The organism is Segatella oulorum F0390 (assembly GCF_000224615.1).
GTDB lineage: Bacteria > Bacteroidota > Bacteroidia > Bacteroidales > Bacteroidaceae > Prevotella > Prevotella oulorum.
Genome location: NZ_JH114215.1, coordinates 1,309,015 through 1,328,792, shown reverse-complemented (window position 1 = coordinate 1,328,792; position 19,778 = coordinate 1,309,015). Strand labels below are relative to the sequence as shown.

Sequence of the window (19,778 nt, the reverse complement as noted above, 5' to 3'; positions counted from 1 at the left end):
GTTATCTAAAAATTTTCTTTTCATTGATTCGCTTTTTAAATCGTTACTTACTCATTGCATTTGCAAACTTATTCTTCTTCTTCCCATTCGCCGCCCCAGCGCTTGGCGCCCGTGAGGTTGGTGTCGTCGTCATCTTCGGTGGGGTCTTCAATCGTGACGCTACCACCTTGGTCACCGCCCGGTCGTGCCTTGGGACCGCTTCCTTCCAACAAATAGTGCTCGGTCGCCAGGTGGATGACCGTACATGTGGGCACTTCATACAATTTTTTCTTCATTTTGCTAAAACTATTTATATGTTGCGAATAATACTTTCGATGTTTTTGCACACAAAATCTGTTCATTTATGCACGCAAAAAGGGCATGCAAAAAGTTTATGAAAAACTTCTTGCACACCCTTTGTTTATAAGTATTTATGTTGTATATTACGCGCGCGTAGGAGCGGACGTTAGAATGTGTGTGTGTGTGTGTGTGTGTGTGTGTGTGTGTGTGTGTGTGTGTGTTACACAATTATTTGGATTGACCAAATAAATGGCATAAAAAGATGCAAAGAAAGAAGATTTTCTTTGCAACATCGAAATGCAATATGTCATGTTGTGTAAGTCCATCGGGCACAAAGGTATAAACTTTTGCGCAAAGCAACAAATTTACCTGCAAAAATGTTTTGAAAAAGGAAAGGGAAAGCTCAAAGTGTTACACCTAATGATAGTTGAACAAGGGTGGTGTGATGGTGGGTAGTGCGGTTTTGATGGCGGAGTGTTGCTTGTAGGAACAGTGTTTTGATGGAGGGGGTGCGAAGAAAGAGGTCGTAGCGCGCACCGATTTCGCCGGTCCAAGCGTGCGCTGTGAGCTGATTGTAGTTGTCGTTTAGCATGGAAAGCGGTTCGGCGAAAGCGTGTCGGTCGTTTAAAACCAATCGCTTTTGCATGTTTTGTGTGCGTTGCACCGCGATATGTGCAGTGAAAATGCCTGCACGAAACGACCTGATGACCTGTGCTTGCAAGCCGAACGAGAGGTTGGCAAACTGCATTTCGCGCTGCGGATTGGCGTAGGTTTCTTGAAAAGCCAGCAACGAAACCGTAGGCGCGGCATTGATTTCCCACCGCGCTGACAGCCATTGCTGCGCGGCTTCCAACTGTATGTGTAGCGTTTTGGCAAGAAAGGGATAGTTGATGGCTAACTGTTTGTAGCCCGTGAGGCCGTTGTCATATAAGCGTTCGGCACCTTCGCGGTTGCTATAGGTGGCCGAGAGTGACACGTGATGTTGCTGTCCACGCCAGGCCGTCTCGCCCGAAATGGTCCAAACAGTCAGATCGTTGATGGGGGCATCTTGCAGGTCGGACATCTGCTTTTGCAACACACGTCGCGATACTTCCAACTGCGCCAAAAGTCCCTTGTTACGAGGTTGCAGCGTGAAGCCGGCACCTAAGGTGTGGCCTGTGAAATAGGCTTCTTTCAATGCACCGGCAAATCGATAGTAGTGCATGCCGAGGCCTTGCATCTGATAGAGAGTGATGGCGCCCAGGGGATTCATAAAGGCGATGGATTGCTCTTGTGAATAGCGTTGCCAAAGGATGTAAGTGCCGAGGTTGTAACGTGTGCCGAGCGAATGGGATGCGCCCACTTTGAGGTCGACAAACAGACTGTTGTTGCGTGGGCGTGGGTCGATGTCACGATAGCTCAATGCTGACTCGTAGGCCGCTTCAACACCATAACACCAGCGGTTCAGTTGGCGGGCATAGCCCATGTGGAAGCGATAGGCCTCACGTTCCATCTTGCCGCCGAGGGTATCGGCTGTGACATAGGGGTAAATCTGCATGAAATCGGCCGACTCGTTCCACTGAATATCGCGTGTGAGACGGCGATCGTAGCCGGCATCTCCCCACACTACCGCATGCTTGCCCAGCCATTGATAGGACGAAGCATTGAAGCGTCCGGCCGTAAAGGCGCGTCCCATCTGTGCGACAAGGGCGGGCACACAGGCACCGCCCCTACCAACCTCCATCAAACCCTCTCACCACGCAACCGCCCTCGTTTAATCCGTCGGCACAGGCTCCGCCGCGCACGAAACGGGGCGGAACGATGCGGCGGTGCATAAAAATTGGGGCGATGGCTTGGGGCGTTGGCCGAGATTGTTTACTTTTGCAGCATCAACAACAGTTTACGAAGATGAAATTAGTGAAGCCCAAGAAGAACTTGGGACAGCATTTCCTGACGGATTTGACGATTGCGCGGCGCATTGCCGACACGGTGGACGCCTGCCCCGCGCTGCCCATCCTGGAGATTGGCCCCGGCATGGGCGTGCTCACGCAGTTTTTGGTGACGAAGGGGCGCGAGGTGAAAGCGGTGGAAATCGACCGCGAGTCGGTGGCGTTTTTGCATGCCAACTATCCGCAGTTGCGCGACAACATCATCGGTGAGGACTTTTTGCGCATGGATTTGTCGACCGTTTTCGGGGGGCGCTCTTTTGTGCTCACGGGCAATTATCCCTACGACATTTCGTCGCAGATTTTCTTTAAAATGCTCGACTACAAGGAGCTGATCCCCTGCTGCACGGGCATGATTCAGCGCGAAATGGCGCAACGCATCGCCGCGCAGCCCGGCAGCAAGGCCTATGGCATTCTGTCGGTGCTCATTCAGGCGTGGTATGATGTCGACTATCTGTTCACCGTCGACGAGGGCGTGTTCAATCCGCCGCCCCGGGTGAAGAGCGGTGTCATCTGCATGCGGCGCAACGGTGTGGCGCAGTTGGGCTGCGACGAACGGCTGTTCAGGCGCGTGGTGAAAACGGTGTTCAATCAGCGACGCAAGATGCTGCGCGTGAGCCTCAGGCAGCTATTCGATAAAACGTCGATGCCGGCACCCCAATTCTTTGCCACCGACGAGATGACGCTGCGCCCCGAACAGCTCAGCGTGGCACAGTTTGTGGCGCTCACCAATCTTGTGGCGCCCCACATTCGTCCGTAGCCGAAAAGATGCGGAATATTTTGTGGAAAGCATTGGAAGATTAAAAATTAATCTCTAATTTTGCGGAAACGAATTTTAAAACTACCGATATGTTAGACGTTAAAGCAACACTGAGCGACGCGCAAGAGCGCATGGAAATGGCGGCCATGTATTTGGCCGATGAGTTAACCCACATCCGGGCAGGCAGGGCCAACACGGCTATTCTCGATGGCGTGAAGGTGGAGTCCTATGGCTCGAAGGTGCCGCTGAATCAGGTGGCCAACATCTCGACGCCCGATGCGCGCACCATCGCTATCCGGCCGTGGGACAAAAAGGCCATCAAGGACATTGAGAAGGCCATCATGGACAGCGACGTGGGCATCACGCCCGAGAACAACGGCGAGGTGATTCGCCTCGGCATTCCGCAACCCACCGAGGAACGCCGCAAGGAGCTGGTGAAGCAATGCAACAAGATTGGCGAACGCACGAAGGTTGAGGTGCGCAATGTGCGTGGCGAGGCGAAGGATAAACTCAAGAAAGCCATCAAGGATGGGCTGTCGGAGGACTTGGAAAAGGATGCCGAGAACGACTTGCAGAAGGTGCACGACAAATATATCAAGCGCATCGACGATCTGCTGGCCGAGAAGCAAAAAGAAATCATGACGGTGTAAGTGCAGCGCTTGAAAGGGTTAGTCATTAAAAACACGGGCAGCTGGTACACGGTGAAAACCGATGACGGCCGCACGGTGGAAAGCAAAATCAAAGGCAATTTCCGTCTGAAAGGCATTCGCAGCACCAACCCGGTTGCCGTGGGCGACCGTGTGGAGATTGCCGTGAATCAAGAAGGGACGGCGTTCATCACGAGTATTGATGAGCGCCGAAACTATATCGTTCGCAAGTCGCAGAACCTGAGCAAACAGAGCCATATTCTGGCCGCCAACGTCGATCAGGCGGTGCTCGTCGTCACGGTGAATTATCCGCAAACGAGCACCATCTTCATCGATCGCTTCCTGGCATCGGCTGAGGCCTACAGGGTTCCGGTGGTGTTGGTGTTCAACAAGACGGACAGGCTCTCGCCCGACGAGCGGCACTATCAGCAGGCGGTTTGCCAACTCTACGACACCATCGGCTATGCCTGCTACGAGATTTCGGCAGCCACCGGGCAAGGCGTCGACCGACTCATGCCGCTGCTGAAAGATAAAATCACGTTGCTCAGCGGCAATAGTGGGGTGGGGAAGAGCACGCTCATCAACCAAATCCTACCGCATGCCAACCTCAAAACGGCCGAGATTAGCGACGCGCACAACACGGGCATGCACACTACCACCTTCAGTGAGATGCTCGCTCTGCCCGAGGGGGGCTATCTCATCGATACGCCGGGCATCAAAGGCTTCGGCACATTCGATATCGAGCCCGAAGAACTCACGAGTTATTTCCGCGACATCTTCCATTTCGCACGCGATTGCAAGTTTAGTAATTGCACCCACACCCATGAACCGGGATGCGCCGTTCGTCAGGCTTTAGCCGACCATTACATTGCCGAGAGCCGCTACCAGAGCTATCTCAGCATGCGCAATGATAAGGAAGAAAACAAATATCGGGAGCCCTATTAATGGGCGTCCGCAGCAATAATCAGTTCATTTTAATCAAGAAAGGATCGAGACATGAGTAAAGTAGCAGAGAATGTACTTCAGTTGGTGGGCCGCACGCCCTTGGTTGCGCTGAGCAAATATTCGGCTTGGCGTGGAGTTGAAACGCCCATCGTGGCCAAGGTAGAGTATTTTAATCCCGGCGGCAGCGTGAAAGACCGCATTGCTTTGGCCATGATTGAGGCGGCCGAAGCCTCGGGTGAGCTGCAACCTGGCGGCACCATCATCGAACCCACCAGCGGTAACACGGGCGTGGGCTTGGCATTAGTTGCCGCAGTAAAAGGCTATCGATTGATTCTGACGATGCCCGAAACGATGAGTGTTGAGCGCCGAAACTTAGTGAAAGCCTATGGAGCCGAAGTGAAACTCACCGAGGGAAAGGCGGGCATGAAAGGCGCTATCCGTGCCGCCGAAGAGCTGAAAGCCACGATTCCAGGCAGCATCATCTTGGGACAGTTCACCAATCCGTCCAATCCCGAGCGCCACTATGCCACCACAGGTCCTGAGATATGGCGCGACACCGACGAAGATGTGGATATTTTCGTTGCGGGTGTCGGCACAGGTGGCACCGTTTCGGGTGTGGCGAGATACCTGAAAGAGCAAAACCCAGCGGTGAAGATTGTGGCCGTCGAACCCAAAGAGTCGCCCGTCTTGAGCGGCGGTGCCAGCGGTCCTCACAAGATTCAAGGCATCGGAGCAGGCTTTGTGCCTGAGACGTATGATGCAAAGCTCATCGATGAGGTGGTGCAAGTAGCCAACGATGAGGCGATTCTTGCCGCCCGCCAATTAGCTAAAACCGAAGGTTTGCTTGTGGGCATCTCGTCGGGTGCGGCTGCCTTTGCGGCTGCAAGTGTGGCGCTCCGCCCTGAAAATAAAGGCAAGCGCGTGGTCACCTTGCTGCCCGACACCGGCGAACGCTATCTCTCCACCGTGCTCTATGCGTTTGATGAATACCCACTGTAAACGCGTGACGGGCGCATAGCGTGCCGGGATTCCTATGCTTTGCGCAGCTTGTGTTCCGCGCAAGTGTGCAGGAATTTCTATACTTTGCACAACCTCGCCGCTCGTAACGCACCTATCATAAAGGTAAGGGTTAGCTTCCTCTTTTGTAGAAGCTAACCCTTTCTTCTTTTCTTTCAGCGACGTTGCCTCGCCATGCGCCACGCCTTGCAGGGGTCAATCACAGTGTTTGTGGTAGATGTCCCACAACGTATCCGAGAATCCCCATCCGCAGTCGGTCGCATTCAACACCGTTTGATGCGCGGTTCAAACGTTTCAAGCAAACCAAACTCCACGATACACTTCATGGCTTTGTCGAAGTTGTTTTCGAGTGCGGTGTAATATTGCTCCCACATATCGCCGAAGGTCATCGTGTGTTCACAGCCCGTTTCGATGTAGAACAGCATGAGATCGGCCAAATCGTAGGGTAGCGGTTTCATTTTCTTGAAATCGGATATAGCCTTTCGGCAAGTTGCAAACGAAGGGTCTTTAGGTAATCCGCGTGTGGGAAAGAACTCTTATCGGATGATGTGCTTGAAATGTTCGCACTCATCCTTGCTGTTTGGCTCAGCATAAAAATCCAAATAGCGTCTTGCCTCTTTGCTGGCATCATAAAGAGTCATCACCATCCTGATGATATTCTCTTTGGGAAGCCCCTCAAGTTTCTTCCTTAATTTTGCTTTTCCCATAAAGTTGTTGTTGAATAAGTCCTTGTTTGTGTAGACCAAGTTCTTGCTTCTGTTGTCCAAGTCCTTGCTTATATTGTCCAAGCTTTGTTTGTGTTGGGCAAGTCATGATTTGTGTTGAATAAATTTTATTTCGGTTGGCGAGCAGTGCACCTTCCTTTATTGTAAGGCACAATGAGCCACACGGCGGAATGTCTCTGCAAAGATAGTCATTCTCCCCGATATATTCCACCTTTCCCCCCTGCAAATTATACGTGGAACAACCATTATGTTTTAACCATTATGTTCCAAACCTGTCATTTACTATCCCTGCAAGCATTTGCAGCAAACAGCAACCTATCTTCTTTACTATCGAAATAGTTCCACTTTACTTCCTCAAATATATCCAACACTGATTATCAATGATTTACATTTGTATGGTACAAAAATATTTCCTCAATTTGAATAGTATTGATTAGAAAACATCTTGGATGTTATCATCCACAAGCCAAATATTTGAATAATAAAGGAATTTAACATTTATCCCTTATCTTGCCCTTAAAATAACTATCTATAATTTTCGTATTAGAAAAATCTCTTAAAAGGGCATCTATAATAATTTTGTCTGCTAATGAAGTTTTTGGACCCAACATGATCTCAATATTATTTAGTGCCTCAAGCTTCATGGGTAAATCTACATATTCTGTATGAACCTTGTAATTTTGTGCTAGTGATTTTGTAATGACATCTATTAAATGCATTAGAGAATTAAACAGGTTAGACATTTCATTGATGTCCATCAATTTAGGGTTTAAAGGTTGGGCTATCAGCCTAAATCTATATTCGTTTTGAAATGCCCATGAATCTCGTTTAATACATCCCATATCCTTTGTGTTTATAGAGATGCCATCTCCTTCTTTTTTTATTAAATTGTTTATTAATGACTTATTATCAGGAATATAGTGAATTTCTTGTAATTTGGCTTCATTATTTGGTAACATAAATACACAATCACCCTCTATATGGCTCCATTCCTTGAAATAACTATAGAAAGTGTCGTTGACTCTATATTTGACAAATATATCTTCGTCAAGTCCTATTCGTACACCTTTATAGTTGGTATACATTTTCCATAGGGAAAGATTTTCTTTGTCATCCTTTGTCCAACATGAAACAAAACAATATTGCCCTAAAAAGATATTAAGCCCTCCTGAATCATACATTGCCTCTTCCATGTCATCAACTTTATCTAAACGATTAAATCGTATAGTCTTATTTTTTAGAATTAAAGCTAATGTTTCTATTGTTGTATAATGATAAATCTTTCCCATAATTTAAATCATCAGTTTATTGTAATCTCCAATCTACACACCGTTTGAGAGAACGCTTTAGCATGAGGTCGAGCCAAATGCGAGTGCTGCGACCATTACCCTCCATAAAAGGATGAGCAACATTCATTTCCACATATTTGTCCATAATCTCATCAAAGGTTGTTTCGGGCATTCGCTCTATTGTTTGCAGGGTTTCAGGGAAGTGCATACAATTAGCAAAGGTAAAACCACCTTTTGAAATATTCTTCGTACGGATTTGTCCTGCAAAGTCGTACAATCCTCCAAAGAGATAAGCGTGTATCTGTTGCAGACACTTCATGCTTCCAGGCTCTGCCGTTTTTAACAATCCACTCTCAAAGAGTTGATAAGCTTTCTTCTTGCTTTGCCCATCAATAGTATTGTCGCTGTAGGTAAACCAATCGAGAAAGTCATTAGCACGATTGTTGGGGTAGTTCTTTGCTAACAATATAACATCCTTACTATTAAGAACATCTGCCACGCGTAACTTCCCATCAGGGGCTTCAAACTTGAAGCCGTGAGTGGCACTCACGAGTTCAACATCTTTTTGCTTCAACTTCTTTTTCAACCATCGCCAATAGTTACCTGCTTTAGTATAGTCAGGTTCATTGTTAATGGCACGAACAATATCTGTTGCTGAAAACCACCAACAGTTTTGTGCGTCGTCCCACACCGCCCTTACTTCACGGTCGTTGAAGAAGCGGATTGATTTCTTATGTTGCTCTTTACGTTCTGTCATAATGAAAAAAGTTATTCATTTAGAGAGTTCATCAACTCCTTTGAGTTCACCTGCAAGCTCTGGGCTATATAGAATAGCAATTCAAGGCTTGGCTGGCGATGATTGCGAACGTAAGAGTTCACAATAGTAAAACACTTACTGAGCTTCTCTGCAAGCCATGTCTGCTTAATCCCTTTCTCTATAAGCACCTTATTTATGCCGTTGGTTAAACCTTCCACTATGTTATATTATATTTGCAAATATAGCAAATTCTCTTGTATCAAGAACACGAAGAGAGGAGAAAACTCTCTTATCTTTAAATATTGCGTAGGAAGATTGGTATCTTGCCATTTGTCACTTTGTACAGACGTAAAACATCTGTCACAAATATGCAAGAGGTGTTTGGAGGGCTACAAACATCTCTTGTAAGTTACAACAGATAGGAGAACACATCCTAAAACGCTGATTTTATTTTTACGCTCCTATTGTCAACTTGGTGAGGTAGAATGCTGTGAACGTTCTGTTTTTCTTAAAGTCTGATAATGTCCATCCAAGCGGATGTAGATAGGCCTTTAAGGTTTGTAGATCTTTCCATAAGGGTAGGTAGTAATTGAGTTTTGCAGTCTCACAAGCAATGATGAGTGTACCACAATCTGATAATATGCGATGTAGTTCAGAAAAGGCTTGTGTGGGATTCTGCCAATGAAAATGCGTTTGATAAGCGCAAATAAGGTCGAATTGCTGTGGGGAGAAGCCTGTTTCCTCAATGTTTCGGACAGAAAAAGAGATTGAAGGAGCGTTGAGTTTCTGTGCTTCGGCAATAGCTGTCGCCGAGATGTCTATTCCACAGATATTGCTTTGCGGGAAAGCTTCTTGCAGATGCTGTGTGGATTTTCCGTTTCCCACACCTACGTCAAGAATATTTTGGGGAGTTTTGTCCATGAGAGGAGCGAGCGACCAGTCAACCATCGGGAGGTAAATGCTGTTCCAAAGTCGCATCATCTGCCTGCCTATCCATCCCTTTGGGTTTTTAGATTGCTTGATAAGATGCCTAAAAAGTCCCCATGTGGCTATGCTCACAAGGATGACGAGTAATAAATATGTCATATATTTTTTTGTGTACTGAAGGGTGATGAAATAAAAAATCCCGGTAATTTCCTATGATTACCGGGATTAAATTATCTTGTAATAGGTGCAGATTCTATGCTTATTTCACTTCCTCGAAGTCAGCATCTTGGATGTCATCAGCACCATTGCTACCGTTATCTTGTGCTTGTTGACCACCTTGAGCACCTTGTGCATCAGCACCGGGCTGTGCACCACCTTGATACATCTGTGCGCTGGCAGCCTGAACCGCTGCGTTGAGGGCTGCAGTTGCCGTGTCAATGGCGGCAACATCAGCGGCCTTGTGGGCATCTTTCAGTTGCTGGAGTGCTGTTTCGATAGGTGCTTTCTTGTCGGCAGGCACCTTGTCGGCATTGTCCTTCAAGAAGTTTTCTGTCGTGAAGATTAATGAATCAGCCTGATTGAGCTTATCCACTTTCTCACGTTCAGCCTTGTCTGCCGCAGCATTCTGTTCAGCTTCGGCCTTCATTCTGTCGATTTCTTCCTGGCTCAAGCCACTCGAAGCCTCGATGCGAATCTTCTGCTCCTTGCCCGTAGCCTTATCCTTTGCGCTCACATTCAGAATACCATTGGCATCAATATCGAATGTAACTTCAATCTGAGGAACGCCACGACGCGCCGGTGCTATACCCTCAAGGTTGAATTGTCCAATGCTCTTGTTCTGTGCAGCCATGGGGCGTTCACCTTGCAATACGTGGATGGTCACGGCCGTTTGGTTGTCGACAGCAGTCGAGAATGTCTCGCTCTTCTTACAAGGAATGGTGGTGTTGGCTTCAATGAGTTTGGTCATTACGCCGCCCATGGTCTCAATACCCAACGTCAGAGGCGTTACATCGAGCAACACAATGTCGCCCACACCGCTCTCTTTGTTTAAGATAGCGCCTTGAATGGCTGCACCAACAGCTACCACTTCATCGGGGTTTACACCCTTAGAAGGCTCTTTTCCGAAGTAGTTCTTCACCAAAGTCTGCACAGCAGGAATACGGCTTGAACCACCAACCAAAATCACTTCGTCGATGTCTGAAGTCTGCAAGTGTGCGTCACGAATAGCATTTTGGCAAGGAACCAAACAAGCCTGAATGAGCTCATGTGCTAATTGTTCGAACTGTGCACGGGTCAAAGTCTTAACCAAATGCTTTGGAACGCCACCCTCAGCCGAGATATAAGGCAAGTTAATCTCGGTCGAAGACGAGCTCGATAGCTCAATCTTTGCCTTCTCAGCAGCCTCTTTCAAACGTTGCATAGCCATTGGGTCCTTGGTCAAATCAATACCTTCATCGGCCTTGAAACCGTCGGCAAGCCACTTGATAATCACTTGGTCGAAGTCGTCACCACCAAGGTGTGTGTCACCATTGGTTGAGAGAACCTCGAACACACCGCCGCCAAATTCCAAGATAGAGATATCAAATGTACCACCACCAAGGTCGAAAACGGCAATCTTCATATCTTTGTTTGCCTTGTCAACACCGTATGCAAGTGCTGCGGCTGTAGGTTCGTTCACAATGCGTTGTACATTCAAACCTGCGATTTGTCCTGCCTCTTTTGTGGCCTGACGTTGTGAGTCAGAGAAGTAAGCCGGAACGGTAATCACAGCATCTGTCACTTCTTGTCCCAAATAGTCCTCGGCCGTTTTCTTCATTTTCTGCAAAATCATGGCTGAAATCTCTTGCGGTGTGTATTTGCGTCCTTCAATTTCTACGCGTGGATAGCCCGCATCGTCAACCACGTTATAAGGCATAGCCTCGGCCTCTTTGCGGCTCTGTTCGTAGGTCTCACCCATGAAACGCTTGATAGAGTAGACCGTATTTTTGGGGTTTGTGATGGCCTGACGCTTTGCAGGATCGCCCACTTTGCGCTCGCCATCCTTCAAGAATCCCACAACCGAAGGTGTGGTTCGCTTCCCTTCACTGTTTGCAATCACAACGGGTTCGTTACCTTCGAAAACGGCAACACAACTGTTCGTTGTTCCTAAGTCAATTCCAATAATCTTTCCCATAATTCTTATTTATTTTGTTTTTATTATTCTTGTTTCATGCTCCGAAAGTTTTTCGAAGACACGCTCTCATAAACAAACCACGTGCCAAAATAAGCACGTGGTGTTTTGTTGTCACAAAGGCGTGACAAAATGTCATATTTACAAGTGCATGTTCCTTGCCGTTGCCGCCTATAGCAGCCTGCTATGCGAAATAAACACGCAACATCTCGGAGTTGGTGTGGCGGCTTAGCTTACGCACGGCCTGCTTCCTAATCTGACGCACCCGTTCGCGTTTCAGTCCCATGCGCATACCAATCTCGGCAAAAGTGAGGTGGGGTGTGTTGATGCCATAGAAAGAAGCCACCACTTGTTGCTCGCGTTCATTCAATATTTCCATGGCTTGCAGCAACTCTTCCTTCACCGAATCGGCTAACACTTGCTGGTCGGGGCGCGCCACACTGTCGTCGGTCAGCGTGCTGCCCAAGCTCACTTGTTTGCCATTTTGCAAGGGAGCGTCTACCGAGAAAGCGCGGCTATTTTCTTTCTCTTGTGCATTTTTCTCGTTTTTAGGCAGACTGATGATGCCACTTTGCACATTTAAAGCCTGTTCCATTGCCTTGCGAACGAAGGGTTCGGCATAGCCTACGAAGCGCAATCCGCGTGCACCATCAAAATGATAGGCAGCTTTGAGCAACGCCATGTTGCCCTCACTGATGAGGTCGGCAATCGACATTCCCTCACCCGTGTATTGCTTTGCCACGGCAACCACAAAGCGCAGGTTGGCCGAAACCAATTTGTTAGCCGCCCGTTCGGCCTGTTTTCCGCCCGCTTTAATCTGTTGTGCGAGGGCACATTCCTCCTCATCGGCTAATAAAACTTCTTTCCCTATTTCGTTTAAATAGGCCGTGAGCGAAGCCTTTTCACGCTCCGACAAGGGGTGTCCTGTTTTTATTTTCTTCATCTTCTCTTCTGTTTTTGTTATGCTTAGCGATTTTAAAGGCTTGAAATGTATGCCATATTGCCCTGCAATCTGCGCCACATTTTAAGGTAAAAGCAATGCTTTTTCAGTGCAATCTGTCGGCGTTTCATTTTCAAACCATTCCTTGTTCTTTTGTTTTAAATTGTTCAATGATTTGCTGATATTGGGGCGCTGTGCGAAAGTTGGTGTTCTTTCGCAGTGCCAATTCCACATTTCCCACGCGGTGTTGATAGCCAGCCATCTCGCTCTGTAATTGCAAATTGTGCTTTGCCTGGCGCTGAATGGCACGCTCTTGCTCCCGATAAAGCCTGTTACACACGCGGGTGAGCAGCGGCACCACCACGTTTTCAAACAAGTGATGCCCATGTATATATAAATAGGTGTTACGAGGTGTGACGCCCAGCCGCTTCAAATCGGCCGCTACCTGATGATATTCCTCCCATGCCGCTTCATTCTTTGCCTGCAACATTTGCACCATGCGCCCCACCTTCTTAGCCAATTTCGCCAGGGCATGTTGAGGCGCATTGATGTCGACTTCGCCCATTTCAATGGCATGATTGAATTGCGTCATGGTGAAGTTGCTGTAATGCGTGGAGCGATAATACCAAATGTTCCACACAAAGAGGGGATAGATGATTTCGGAATAGCGTTGCATGAAGGCTTCGAAATCAAAGATGTTGTGATCGTTGAGCACCACCGAAACCACCACATTGCGCAGTGAAGGCGCATAGCATTGCAAGTTTTCGATGGCATAAGCATAGGTGTGAAACACATAGGGATTGTGCAACAACTGTTGCGAACCTTGGGAAACGCCTTGCAACAGATAGTCGTAATCGGCATCAACACAGGCAATCATGTCTTCGCCCACATCCGAGAGCAAGCGCGATATGGCAGCCTTCTTCCCACGTTCTATTTTGTGTTGGCGCGAAGGCAGCATCACTTCAAAATAATGTTCCTCGTCTTCTAACTCGCTGAGCACACTGCGCCAGAAGAAAATATCTTCATATCCCTCCACATAGGCCACCACTTTGCGGCGCGCCTGCTTAGAGGTGAGCTGGTTGGCCGCTTCGAAATAGGCCGAAGAAATGTGTTGCCGGAGTCGTTTTGCCATTGTGGTGTGGGGTTAATCGGGCAGAGTGATGTCGGTCACTTCGGTCACATGGTCCATCCAGCCATTCATAATCACGGCCGGACTGTGGGTGGTGATGATGAGCTGCACGTTGGGATTGAGTTGCAGAATGAGGTCGATGAGCTGCTTTTGCCATTCAAAGTGCAGACTCACCTCGGGCTCATCCATGAGCAACACATAGGGGAGTTGGTTTTCCATCAACACGGTGAGCAAAATCATCAGCATCTGTTTTTCACCACTCGAGAGTTGATAGGGCAGCAGCATTTCGCCCATTTGATTGAAACGTATCTCGTTTTCTGTGCGCACAATGGTCTTTCCTGTTTCTGCAAAAAGGCGGTCGATGAGATCTTGAAACAGCTGTTTCGGGGCGGCATAGCGTTGCGCTTCGGCAGCCCCGTCAGGCGTTCCGCTTTGCAAAGCTGCAATCATTTGGTTGCCCACATTCACCTGATAATCCAAATATTTGCGTTGCAGCTGAAACAGTTGCCAGTCCAATTCGGTGGCCAAGCTAAGGTCTAACTTGCCCATCACGTCGGCATTGATGAGCGGGCGGTCGAACGAGCGCACCACATCAAAGCGGATTTCGTCGGCCGTTTGCGGCATCAAAGTGAGCTTTATTCCCTTGGGTGTGTGAGAGGCATGGGCACTATTCTGCGATAAGCTGCGAATAATCTTGGTGAGAATGGTGCTCTTGCCCACACCGTTGATGCCGCTCAACACATTCACTTTTCGGTCTAAAGTCCACAAAATGTGCTTTGTGCCGCTCCAGAGCGAATCGATTTCAATTTGTTTAATATAGTCTGCGTATGCCATGCTGTACTTTTTCGTTAGGGCAAATTTACGAAATAAAACCGAAAGGACTATGCGCCCTGTGCCCTTTTTCCATGCAAACACCTGTCTTTTGACAGTTTTGTGGCACAGAATGGCGATGTGGTTCTTAAAAGTTGTAAAATAACAAATAAAAAATTTGCGTTGTCCGAATAATCTCTTTACTTTTGCAACGCCTCAAAAAATGAGGGCGTTTAGCTCAGCTGGTTTAGAGCATCTGCCTTACAAGCAGAGGGTCGGCGGTTCGAATCCGTCAACGCCCACAACCGAAAGGGTGGTTACCAGAGTGGCCAAATGGGGCAGACTGTAAATCTGCTGGCGATGCCTTCGGTGGTTCGAATCCATCACCACCCACACCAACAAAGAGATATCCAATGAAGGATGTCTCTTTGTTTGGTTTTAACACAAGGAGGGCAACATGCAAAAAACGCAATTACGCATTAAGAACATGGTGTGCGACCGTTGCAAAATGGCCGTGGAACAGGTGTTGAAGGATGTTGGCTTGACGCCCGAACGCATTGATTTGGGGGAAGTTTGGGTGAGCGATGTGCCTACCGAAGCACAGCTGGCACAGCTCAAAACACGCTTAGAGGCCTTGGGGTTTGAACTGCTCGACGACCAGCGACAGCAGATGATTGAGCGCATGAAGACAGCCATCATCGAGTTGGTGCACCATCATCAAGGCAACAAAACCCTTAATTTGAGCGTCTATTTGGCACAGTTGTTGCACCGTGACTATAGCGCTTTGAGCAAATTGTTTAGTGAGGTGACGGGGCTCACCATCGAACGTTATTTCATTATGCAACGCATTGAGCGTGTAAAAGAGCTGATACGCTATGATGAACTGACTTTGACCGAGATAGCCTATCAAATGAATTATTCGAGTGTGGCTCATTTAAGCAGTCAGTTTCGCAGCGTCACGGGCATGACACCCACGCAATTCCGCTTCATGAAAACGGCGCAACGTGCCAATCTTGACGAAGTAGGAACGAAATAATCCCGCATAGATGCGTGTGGCCGGGCCACCTCATGGGCGAAAGTAAGTGTTTCATCTTTGGGCTGTTTTGTGGGTAGCGTCGCTGCCATGGAGCAGAAGTGAAAGCGCAAAGGCGGTTGCAAGCACAATGCTTGCAACCGCCTTTGCTGTTCTATCGCTCATAGGGTGAGGGTTAATGAGAAAGTTAATTCCTTGGAGCAGGATAATTATATTGGTCGAAATATTGGAAAGCAGGGCGACGATACCAAGCCGTTTCGACATTCAACTGGAATGAAAAATGCGGATTAACCGAATATTTCACAGCTGTTCCCACCATATCGGCACCCGGGAAACCTAAGCCTCCACCATAGAAACTGCTATAAAGACCGGGATAAAAGCCATAGCCAAGGCCGGGATAAAAGCCATAGGGCGAAGCAAACACGCCCGAACCACTGTTGGCAATAGACTTTTGTCCATAAATCCAAGCCTCCCAATGGTCGTTAAACCGATAGCCCAATGCGGCATAAAGCAAGGCTTCTCGGTAGTTATCGCTGCCCCAATTAGTGTTGCGCAGCATGCCTCCTGCGGCCAACCACAGCTTGCGATTCTTCGAAAGCGGTGCTAAATAGGTGGCATTGAGGTTTTGACTGAAGCCGCCACGATGGGGAACATGTTTGCCAAAAGTGGCAAAAGCCGACAAACCTGCCGACACGTTGAGCCCTTCGTGCAAGCCCCATCCGTAGTTGTTAAAGCGCGATGTGTAGAGGGGTGGCGTGGGAACAGCATCCGATGCGTCGGCCGTGAAAGCGATTTGTTGCGGCTGTCCTTGATAAACATATTGTGCAGTGTCGGTGAACACGGTGTCGCCCGGCAGCACCCAGCCCTTTCTTGGTGCATCAAAACTATGCAAAGGCCCTTCGTGAACGTGCATCTGTGCCAACGAGGGCAAGGCACACGTGAGGGCCATCCATGTGATATAAAGCTGTTTCATTCGTTTCATGTGAGCAAAGTTAGCAAATGCCGCCATAAGTTTATCTGCACATTAGTCTTTTTTATGATAACATTCGCAAAAAGCAACAGGCCACTTGGCGGGTGGAAAGCACAGCACAGCAGCCTTAAATAAACTGAAATTATTTTGTAGTTGGGGCGTTTTGTCCTACTTTTGTGGACAATCAAATTAGAGAAGTTTATGAAGAAAAATCGATTCATGGTGCTGATGTTGGCCTTTCTGGCTATAGGGTTGCCCACGATGGCGCAGAAAAGTAACAAGGCAAAGCCCGAAACCTTGGTGAAAAAGGTGCAAGGCATTTGGAAAAAGGCGAAGAAGCAGGTGAGTGAAACGGGCAAGGAGTTGGGCGAAAAGATTGGTGTCGACGACTTAAAAAAGCAGCGAACCGAGGACGATGGTTTGATTGAAGTCGAGGGCATGCGCTATATGCCGGTGTATCATTACGACCAGTTTGTGAGTAAAAACACGACTGCCGGCCAAGAAATGGTGAAGCTTGCGCGGGCGGCTTTTGCAAAGAAATATCCTCGTGCACAAATCTTATATAGCGTAGTGCCGCAGGAAGATTGGACCAGTACGATTATGTGCAATGGCGAAACGGTGACGGGTTATCGGCGCCGCGCTTATGCCTATGTGGTGGCTAAAGATGGTAATGATGGCTATCTCAACGCGCGCTTTTTGTTTCGTGAGGACAAACAGCCCGGGCAAGACTATGTGAAAAGTTCGGCATGGCCGCTGTTAGAGCGCACAGATGCCATCCCTAATCAGGTTTATCCCAAGCTCATTCAATAATCCTTTGCATAGGTTTGCCGTGCGCCTTTCCGCTCTTTTCTCGTGTGTTTGTTGGCTGTTAGGGCTGGTTTACTCGCCATCTGCCGCAGCACAATATGCTTGGCAGCACCAGTTGTCGACGACACGCCCCGCTTTGTTCGACTCATTGCACTATGCTGTGGCGCTGCAAACCACACAATCGCATGGGCAAACACCTTTTTGGTTGGTGGCTAATCGCTATGGATGGGGTACGTTGACCTCGTCGAATGGGGCGGTTATTGCAGAGTTGGAGCGTAGCATTGCGCACGATGATGCACGAAAATGGGGCGTGGGCTATGGGGTAGAGTTGGCCGCAGCACGTGGCTTTGGCAGCACATTGTGGGTGCAGCAAGCCTTTGTGGAGGTGCGTTGGCGACATGCTTTGCTCACCCTAGGCAGCAAAGCGCAGCCCATGGCCTTGAAAGATGGACAGCTCTCCACGGGCAATCAGGCATTAGGCATCAATGCAAGGCCGATTCCTGAGGTGCGCCTTTCGCTGCCTCGTTATTGGATAGTGCCCTTCACCCACCGCTGGTTGCGCCTGAAAGGGCATGTGGCTTATGGCAAACCCACCGACAGTGGCTGGCAGAAGCGTTTCACCCAAGGGCAACATCGCTACACGCAAGATGCGCTTTACCACAGCAAAGCGGGCTATGTGATGATTGGAAACCCCGAGCGACAGGTGCCCTTTTCGGTGGAATTGGGATTGGAAATGGCCACGCAATTTGGCGGAACATCCTATCTGAAGCAAAATGGTGGTATGGAGGTTGTGCACAACAGTGCCTCGCCCCGTGCGTTTTGGCATGCCTTTTTCCCTGGAGGGAGCGATGCCACCGATGGCTCGTTTACCAACAAAGAAGGTAATCATTTGGGGGCATGGCTTATGCGATGTAATTGGCAACAGGCGGCGTGGGGCGTGAGTCTTTATGCCGATCATTATTTTGAAGACAACTCGTCAATGATTCATCTCAACAAGAATGGGTGGGGCACGGGCGGCAATGCACAGCACATGCAGCGGCAACGCTATTTCGTGTATGATTTTAAAGATTGGCTTTTGGGTGGTGAACTGCGACTGAATGGCACGCCGTGGCTGCAAAAAGTGGTGGTAGAATATGTCTATTCCAAATACCAAGGCGGCCCCGTTTATCACGACCATACGCCCAACGTGGCCGAACATATCGTGGGGCGCGACAATTTTTATAACCATCATCTCTTCTCGGGCTGGCAACATTGGGGCATGGTGATGGGCAATCCGCTCTATCGTTCGCCCATTTATAACACGGATCACACCATCGAAGTGAAAAACAATCGCTTCATAGCTTGGCACATCGGCCTCATGGGTGAGCCGCTTTCTCGTTTGCACTATCGTCTTTTAGCCACCTATCAACAAGGCTTCGGCACCTATTATCAGCTGTATTATCCTCCGCGTCGAGCACTGAACCTGCTGCTCGAGACGCACTATGCGTTTGCTGAAGCATCGAAATGGGCGGGATGGTCGGTCATCCTCGCTGCCGCTTTGGATGCCGGAACGCTCTATGGGCGTCAGCAAGGCCTGCAACTCACGCTGCGCAAGACGGGCATGTTGAATTTTAAATCCAAGCAGAAATGAAATATCTTAGCATTCTTTTCGCCTTTATGTTCTGCCTCTCGGCGTGCGAATTAGAAACATCACACAACGGGAAGTTGGATGGATGGTGGCTTTTAACAGCGGTCGACACATTGCAGACGGGAGGCCATGCCAACGTGGAGGCACAGCAATGCACGTGGGCTTTCCAAGGGCGTCTGTTGGAGTTGCGCGACGTGCCCGGCCAACGCGGCGACTATCTGCTTTCGTTTGCGCAACACGGCGAAGACTTGTTGCTCAGCCATCCCTATCTTTCCGCGCGCGATAGTGGTGATATTGCCGTGCAAACACCGCAACCGTTGCATCCCTATGGCATTCAAACCCTGTCCGAACAGTTCTCGATTATCACCATCGACCGCCAGTGCATGGTGCTCACCAGCGCAAGTCTGCGCCTTTATTTCCGGAAGCTATAGCCGCAGTATGGGGGATGTGCAGGGGTAGAAGAGATGAATGTACATCAAGATAATGGTGCACGAACACAATTCTTTTCGAAAATATTTCGCCATTTCGCTAAAAACATTTAACTTTGCGGCCGACAAAATAAAACGTTAAGTGATGAGTAGTTTACACCATAAGGCAACCTTCGCAGCGCAAAAGAATTTTTCTTCTGCCTGTTTTTTTATGCCTTTTTATTTGGTCAATCCAAATAATTGTGTAACACACACACACACACACATTCTAACGTCCGCTCATTAATAAAGAACGCGCGCGCGTTAATATACAACATAATCACTTATAAACAAAGGGTGTGCAAGTAAGTTTTTTATAAACTTTTTGCATGCCCTTTTTGCGTGCATAAATGAACCGATTTTGTGTGCAAAAACATCGAAAGTATTATTCGTAACATATAAATAGTTTTAGCAAAATGAAGGAAAAAATGTATGAAGTGCCCACATGCACGGTCATCCACCTCGCGACCGAGCACTATTTGTTGGGCGAAAGTGCGCCCAAGGCGCGACCGGGCGGTGACCAAGGTGGTAGCGTCACGATTGAAAACCCCAGC

21 protein-coding genes, 2 tRNA genes and 1 pseudogene are annotated in these 19,778 nt (G+C 48.4%); 10 read left to right on the top strand and 14 right to left on the bottom strand.

Features of this window, described 5'->3' with window-relative positions; genetic code table 11:
- Window positions 1-68: 68 nt before the first annotated feature.
- The gene (locus HMPREF9431_RS05685) at window positions 69-275 is read right to left on the bottom strand and encodes a hypothetical protein (protein ID WP_004380217.1); all 207 of its coding nucleotides are present in this window, start codon (window positions 273-275) and stop codon (window positions 69-71) included.
- A gap of 407 nt (window positions 276-682) precedes the next feature.
- Window positions 683-2,002: a DUF6850 family outer membrane beta-barrel protein gene (locus tag HMPREF9431_RS05675; RefSeq protein WP_004380216.1), complete on the bottom strand. Its 1,320-nt coding sequence runs from the start codon at window positions 2,000-2,002 to the stop codon at window positions 683-685.
- Window positions 2,003-2,166: 164 nt separating this feature from the next.
- Between HMPREF9431_RS05675 and rsmA the strand changes: the two genes are divergently transcribed.
- The 4 genes from rsmA to cysK all read left to right on the top strand — a co-directional run bounded on the left by rsmA (window position 2,167) and on the right by cysK (window position 5,555).
- Complete coding sequence (gene rsmA / locus HMPREF9431_RS05670; RefSeq protein WP_040560909.1) at window positions 2,167-2,964, top strand: 16S rRNA (adenine(1518)-N(6)/adenine(1519)-N(6))-dimethyltransferase RsmA; 798 nt, start codon at window positions 2,167-2,169, stop codon at window positions 2,962-2,964.
- An 89-nt stretch (window positions 2,965-3,053) separates the two neighbouring features.
- On the top strand, window positions 3,054-3,614 hold the full coding sequence (gene frr, locus HMPREF9431_RS05665; RefSeq protein WP_004380214.1) for a ribosome recycling factor: 561 nt from the start codon (window positions 3,054-3,056) through the stop codon (window positions 3,612-3,614).
- Window positions 3,615-3,623: 9 nt separating this feature from the next.
- On the top strand, window positions 3,624-4,556 hold the full coding sequence (gene rsgA / locus HMPREF9431_RS05660; protein ID WP_004380213.1) for a ribosome small subunit-dependent GTPase A: 933 nt from the start codon (window positions 3,624-3,626) through the stop codon (window positions 4,554-4,556).
- Window positions 4,557-4,607: 51 nt separating this feature from the next.
- Window positions 4,608-5,555 (top strand): cysteine synthase A, encoded by a 948-nt coding sequence (cysK, locus tag HMPREF9431_RS05655; protein WP_004380212.1) that lies wholly within the window; start codon window positions 4,608-4,610, stop codon window positions 5,553-5,555.
- A gap of 281 nt (window positions 5,556-5,836) precedes the next feature.
- Here cysK and HMPREF9431_RS13480 read toward each other — a convergent pair whose 3' ends face one another.
- The 10 genes and pseudogenes from HMPREF9431_RS13480 to HMPREF9431_RS05610 all read right to left on the bottom strand — a co-directional run bounded on the left by HMPREF9431_RS13480 (window position 5,837) and on the right by HMPREF9431_RS05610 (window position 14,344).
- Window positions 5,837-6,049 (bottom strand): hypothetical protein, encoded by a 213-nt coding sequence (locus HMPREF9431_RS13480; protein ID WP_231287765.1) that lies wholly within the window; start codon window positions 6,047-6,049, stop codon window positions 5,837-5,839.
- A gap of 60 nt (window positions 6,050-6,109) precedes the next feature.
- On the bottom strand, window positions 6,110-6,280 hold the full coding sequence (locus HMPREF9431_RS13475; RefSeq protein ID WP_004380210.1) for a hypothetical protein: 171 nt from the start codon (window positions 6,278-6,280) through the stop codon (window positions 6,110-6,112).
- Window positions 6,281-6,789: 509 nt separating this feature from the next.
- Window positions 6,790-7,587, bottom strand: coding sequence for a DUF2971 domain-containing protein (locus HMPREF9431_RS05645; RefSeq protein WP_004380209.1), 798 nt, complete (start codon window positions 7,585-7,587; stop codon window positions 6,790-6,792).
- Window positions 7,588-7,615: 28 nt separating this feature from the next.
- Window positions 7,616-8,344: pseudogene (locus HMPREF9431_RS05640) on the bottom strand (Fic family protein); the annotation flags it as partial.
- An 11-nt stretch (window positions 8,345-8,355) separates the two neighbouring features.
- Window positions 8,356-8,562, bottom strand: coding sequence for a helix-turn-helix domain-containing protein (locus HMPREF9431_RS13470; RefSeq protein ID WP_040560907.1), 207 nt, complete (start codon window positions 8,560-8,562; stop codon window positions 8,356-8,358).
- Between the two features lie 235 nt (window positions 8,563-8,797).
- Window positions 8,798-9,430: a class I SAM-dependent methyltransferase gene (locus tag HMPREF9431_RS05630; protein ID WP_004380207.1), complete on the bottom strand. Its 633-nt coding sequence runs from the start codon at window positions 9,428-9,430 to the stop codon at window positions 8,798-8,800.
- A 100-nt stretch (window positions 9,431-9,530) separates the two neighbouring features.
- Window positions 9,531-11,444, bottom strand: coding sequence for a molecular chaperone DnaK (gene dnaK, locus HMPREF9431_RS05625; protein ID WP_004380206.1), 1,914 nt, complete (start codon window positions 11,442-11,444; stop codon window positions 9,531-9,533).
- Between the two features lie 181 nt (window positions 11,445-11,625).
- Window positions 11,626-12,384 (bottom strand): sigma-70 family RNA polymerase sigma factor, encoded by a 759-nt coding sequence (locus tag HMPREF9431_RS05620; protein WP_004380205.1) that lies wholly within the window; start codon window positions 12,382-12,384, stop codon window positions 11,626-11,628.
- Between the two features lie 130 nt (window positions 12,385-12,514).
- A complete protein-coding gene (locus tag HMPREF9431_RS05615) occupies window positions 12,515-13,513 on the bottom strand; it encodes a DUF4435 domain-containing protein (protein WP_004380204.1) in 999 nt (332 codons plus the stop codon).
- 12 nt (window positions 13,514-13,525) lie between these two features.
- A complete protein-coding gene (locus HMPREF9431_RS05610; protein ID WP_004380203.1) occupies window positions 13,526-14,344 on the bottom strand; it encodes an AAA family ATPase in 819 nt (272 codons plus the stop codon).
- Window positions 14,345-14,547: 203 nt separating this feature from the next.
- Here HMPREF9431_RS05610 and HMPREF9431_RS05605 point away from each other — a divergent pair.
- The 3 genes from HMPREF9431_RS05605 to HMPREF9431_RS05595 all read left to right on the top strand — a co-directional run bounded on the left by HMPREF9431_RS05605 (window position 14,548) and on the right by HMPREF9431_RS05595 (window position 15,356).
- A tRNA-Val gene (locus tag HMPREF9431_RS05605) sits at window positions 14,548-14,622 on the top strand.
- Window positions 14,623-14,631: 9 nt separating this feature from the next.
- A tRNA-Tyr gene (locus HMPREF9431_RS05600) sits at window positions 14,632-14,713 on the top strand.
- Window positions 14,714-14,777: 64 nt separating this feature from the next.
- Window positions 14,778-15,356 carry a helix-turn-helix domain-containing protein gene (locus HMPREF9431_RS05595; RefSeq protein ID WP_004380202.1) on the top strand — a complete coding sequence of 193 codons (579 nt, stop codon included), beginning with the start codon at window positions 14,778-14,780 and terminating at the stop codon, window positions 15,354-15,356.
- A 184-nt stretch (window positions 15,357-15,540) separates the two neighbouring features.
- Here HMPREF9431_RS05595 and HMPREF9431_RS05590 read toward each other — a convergent pair whose 3' ends face one another.
- On the bottom strand, window positions 15,541-16,326 hold the full coding sequence (locus tag HMPREF9431_RS05590) for a hypothetical protein (protein WP_040560904.1): 786 nt from the start codon (window positions 16,324-16,326) through the stop codon (window positions 15,541-15,543).
- A 198-nt stretch (window positions 16,327-16,524) separates the two neighbouring features.
- Here HMPREF9431_RS05590 and HMPREF9431_RS05585 point away from each other — a divergent pair, with 198 nt between their 5' ends.
- Entirely contained in the window at window positions 16,525-17,133 is a 609-nt protein-coding gene (locus HMPREF9431_RS05585) for a hypothetical protein (protein WP_040560902.1), read from the top strand.
- On the opposite strand, the gene HMPREF9431_RS13465 is transcribed toward HMPREF9431_RS05585, so the two are convergent.
- Complete coding sequence (locus HMPREF9431_RS13465) at window positions 17,127-17,279, bottom strand: hypothetical protein (protein ID WP_231287721.1); 153 nt, start codon at window positions 17,277-17,279, stop codon at window positions 17,127-17,129. The two genes, HMPREF9431_RS05585 and HMPREF9431_RS13465, sit on opposite strands and share 7 nt — an antisense overlap.
- On the opposite strand from HMPREF9431_RS13465, the gene HMPREF9431_RS05580 reads away from it, so the two are divergent.
- Window positions 17,267-18,760, top strand: a complete 1,494-nt coding sequence (locus HMPREF9431_RS05580; RefSeq protein WP_231287719.1) for a capsule assembly Wzi family protein — start codon at window positions 17,267-17,269, stop codon at window positions 18,758-18,760. The genes HMPREF9431_RS13465 and HMPREF9431_RS05580 overlap by 13 nt on opposite strands.
- Window positions 18,757-19,188, top strand: coding sequence for a lipocalin-like domain-containing protein (locus HMPREF9431_RS05575; RefSeq protein WP_004380198.1), 432 nt, complete (start codon window positions 18,757-18,759; stop codon window positions 19,186-19,188). The genes HMPREF9431_RS05580 and HMPREF9431_RS05575 overlap by 4 nt, the downstream gene beginning before the upstream one ends.
- The last annotated feature ends 590 nt before the right edge of the window (window positions 19,189-19,778 follow it).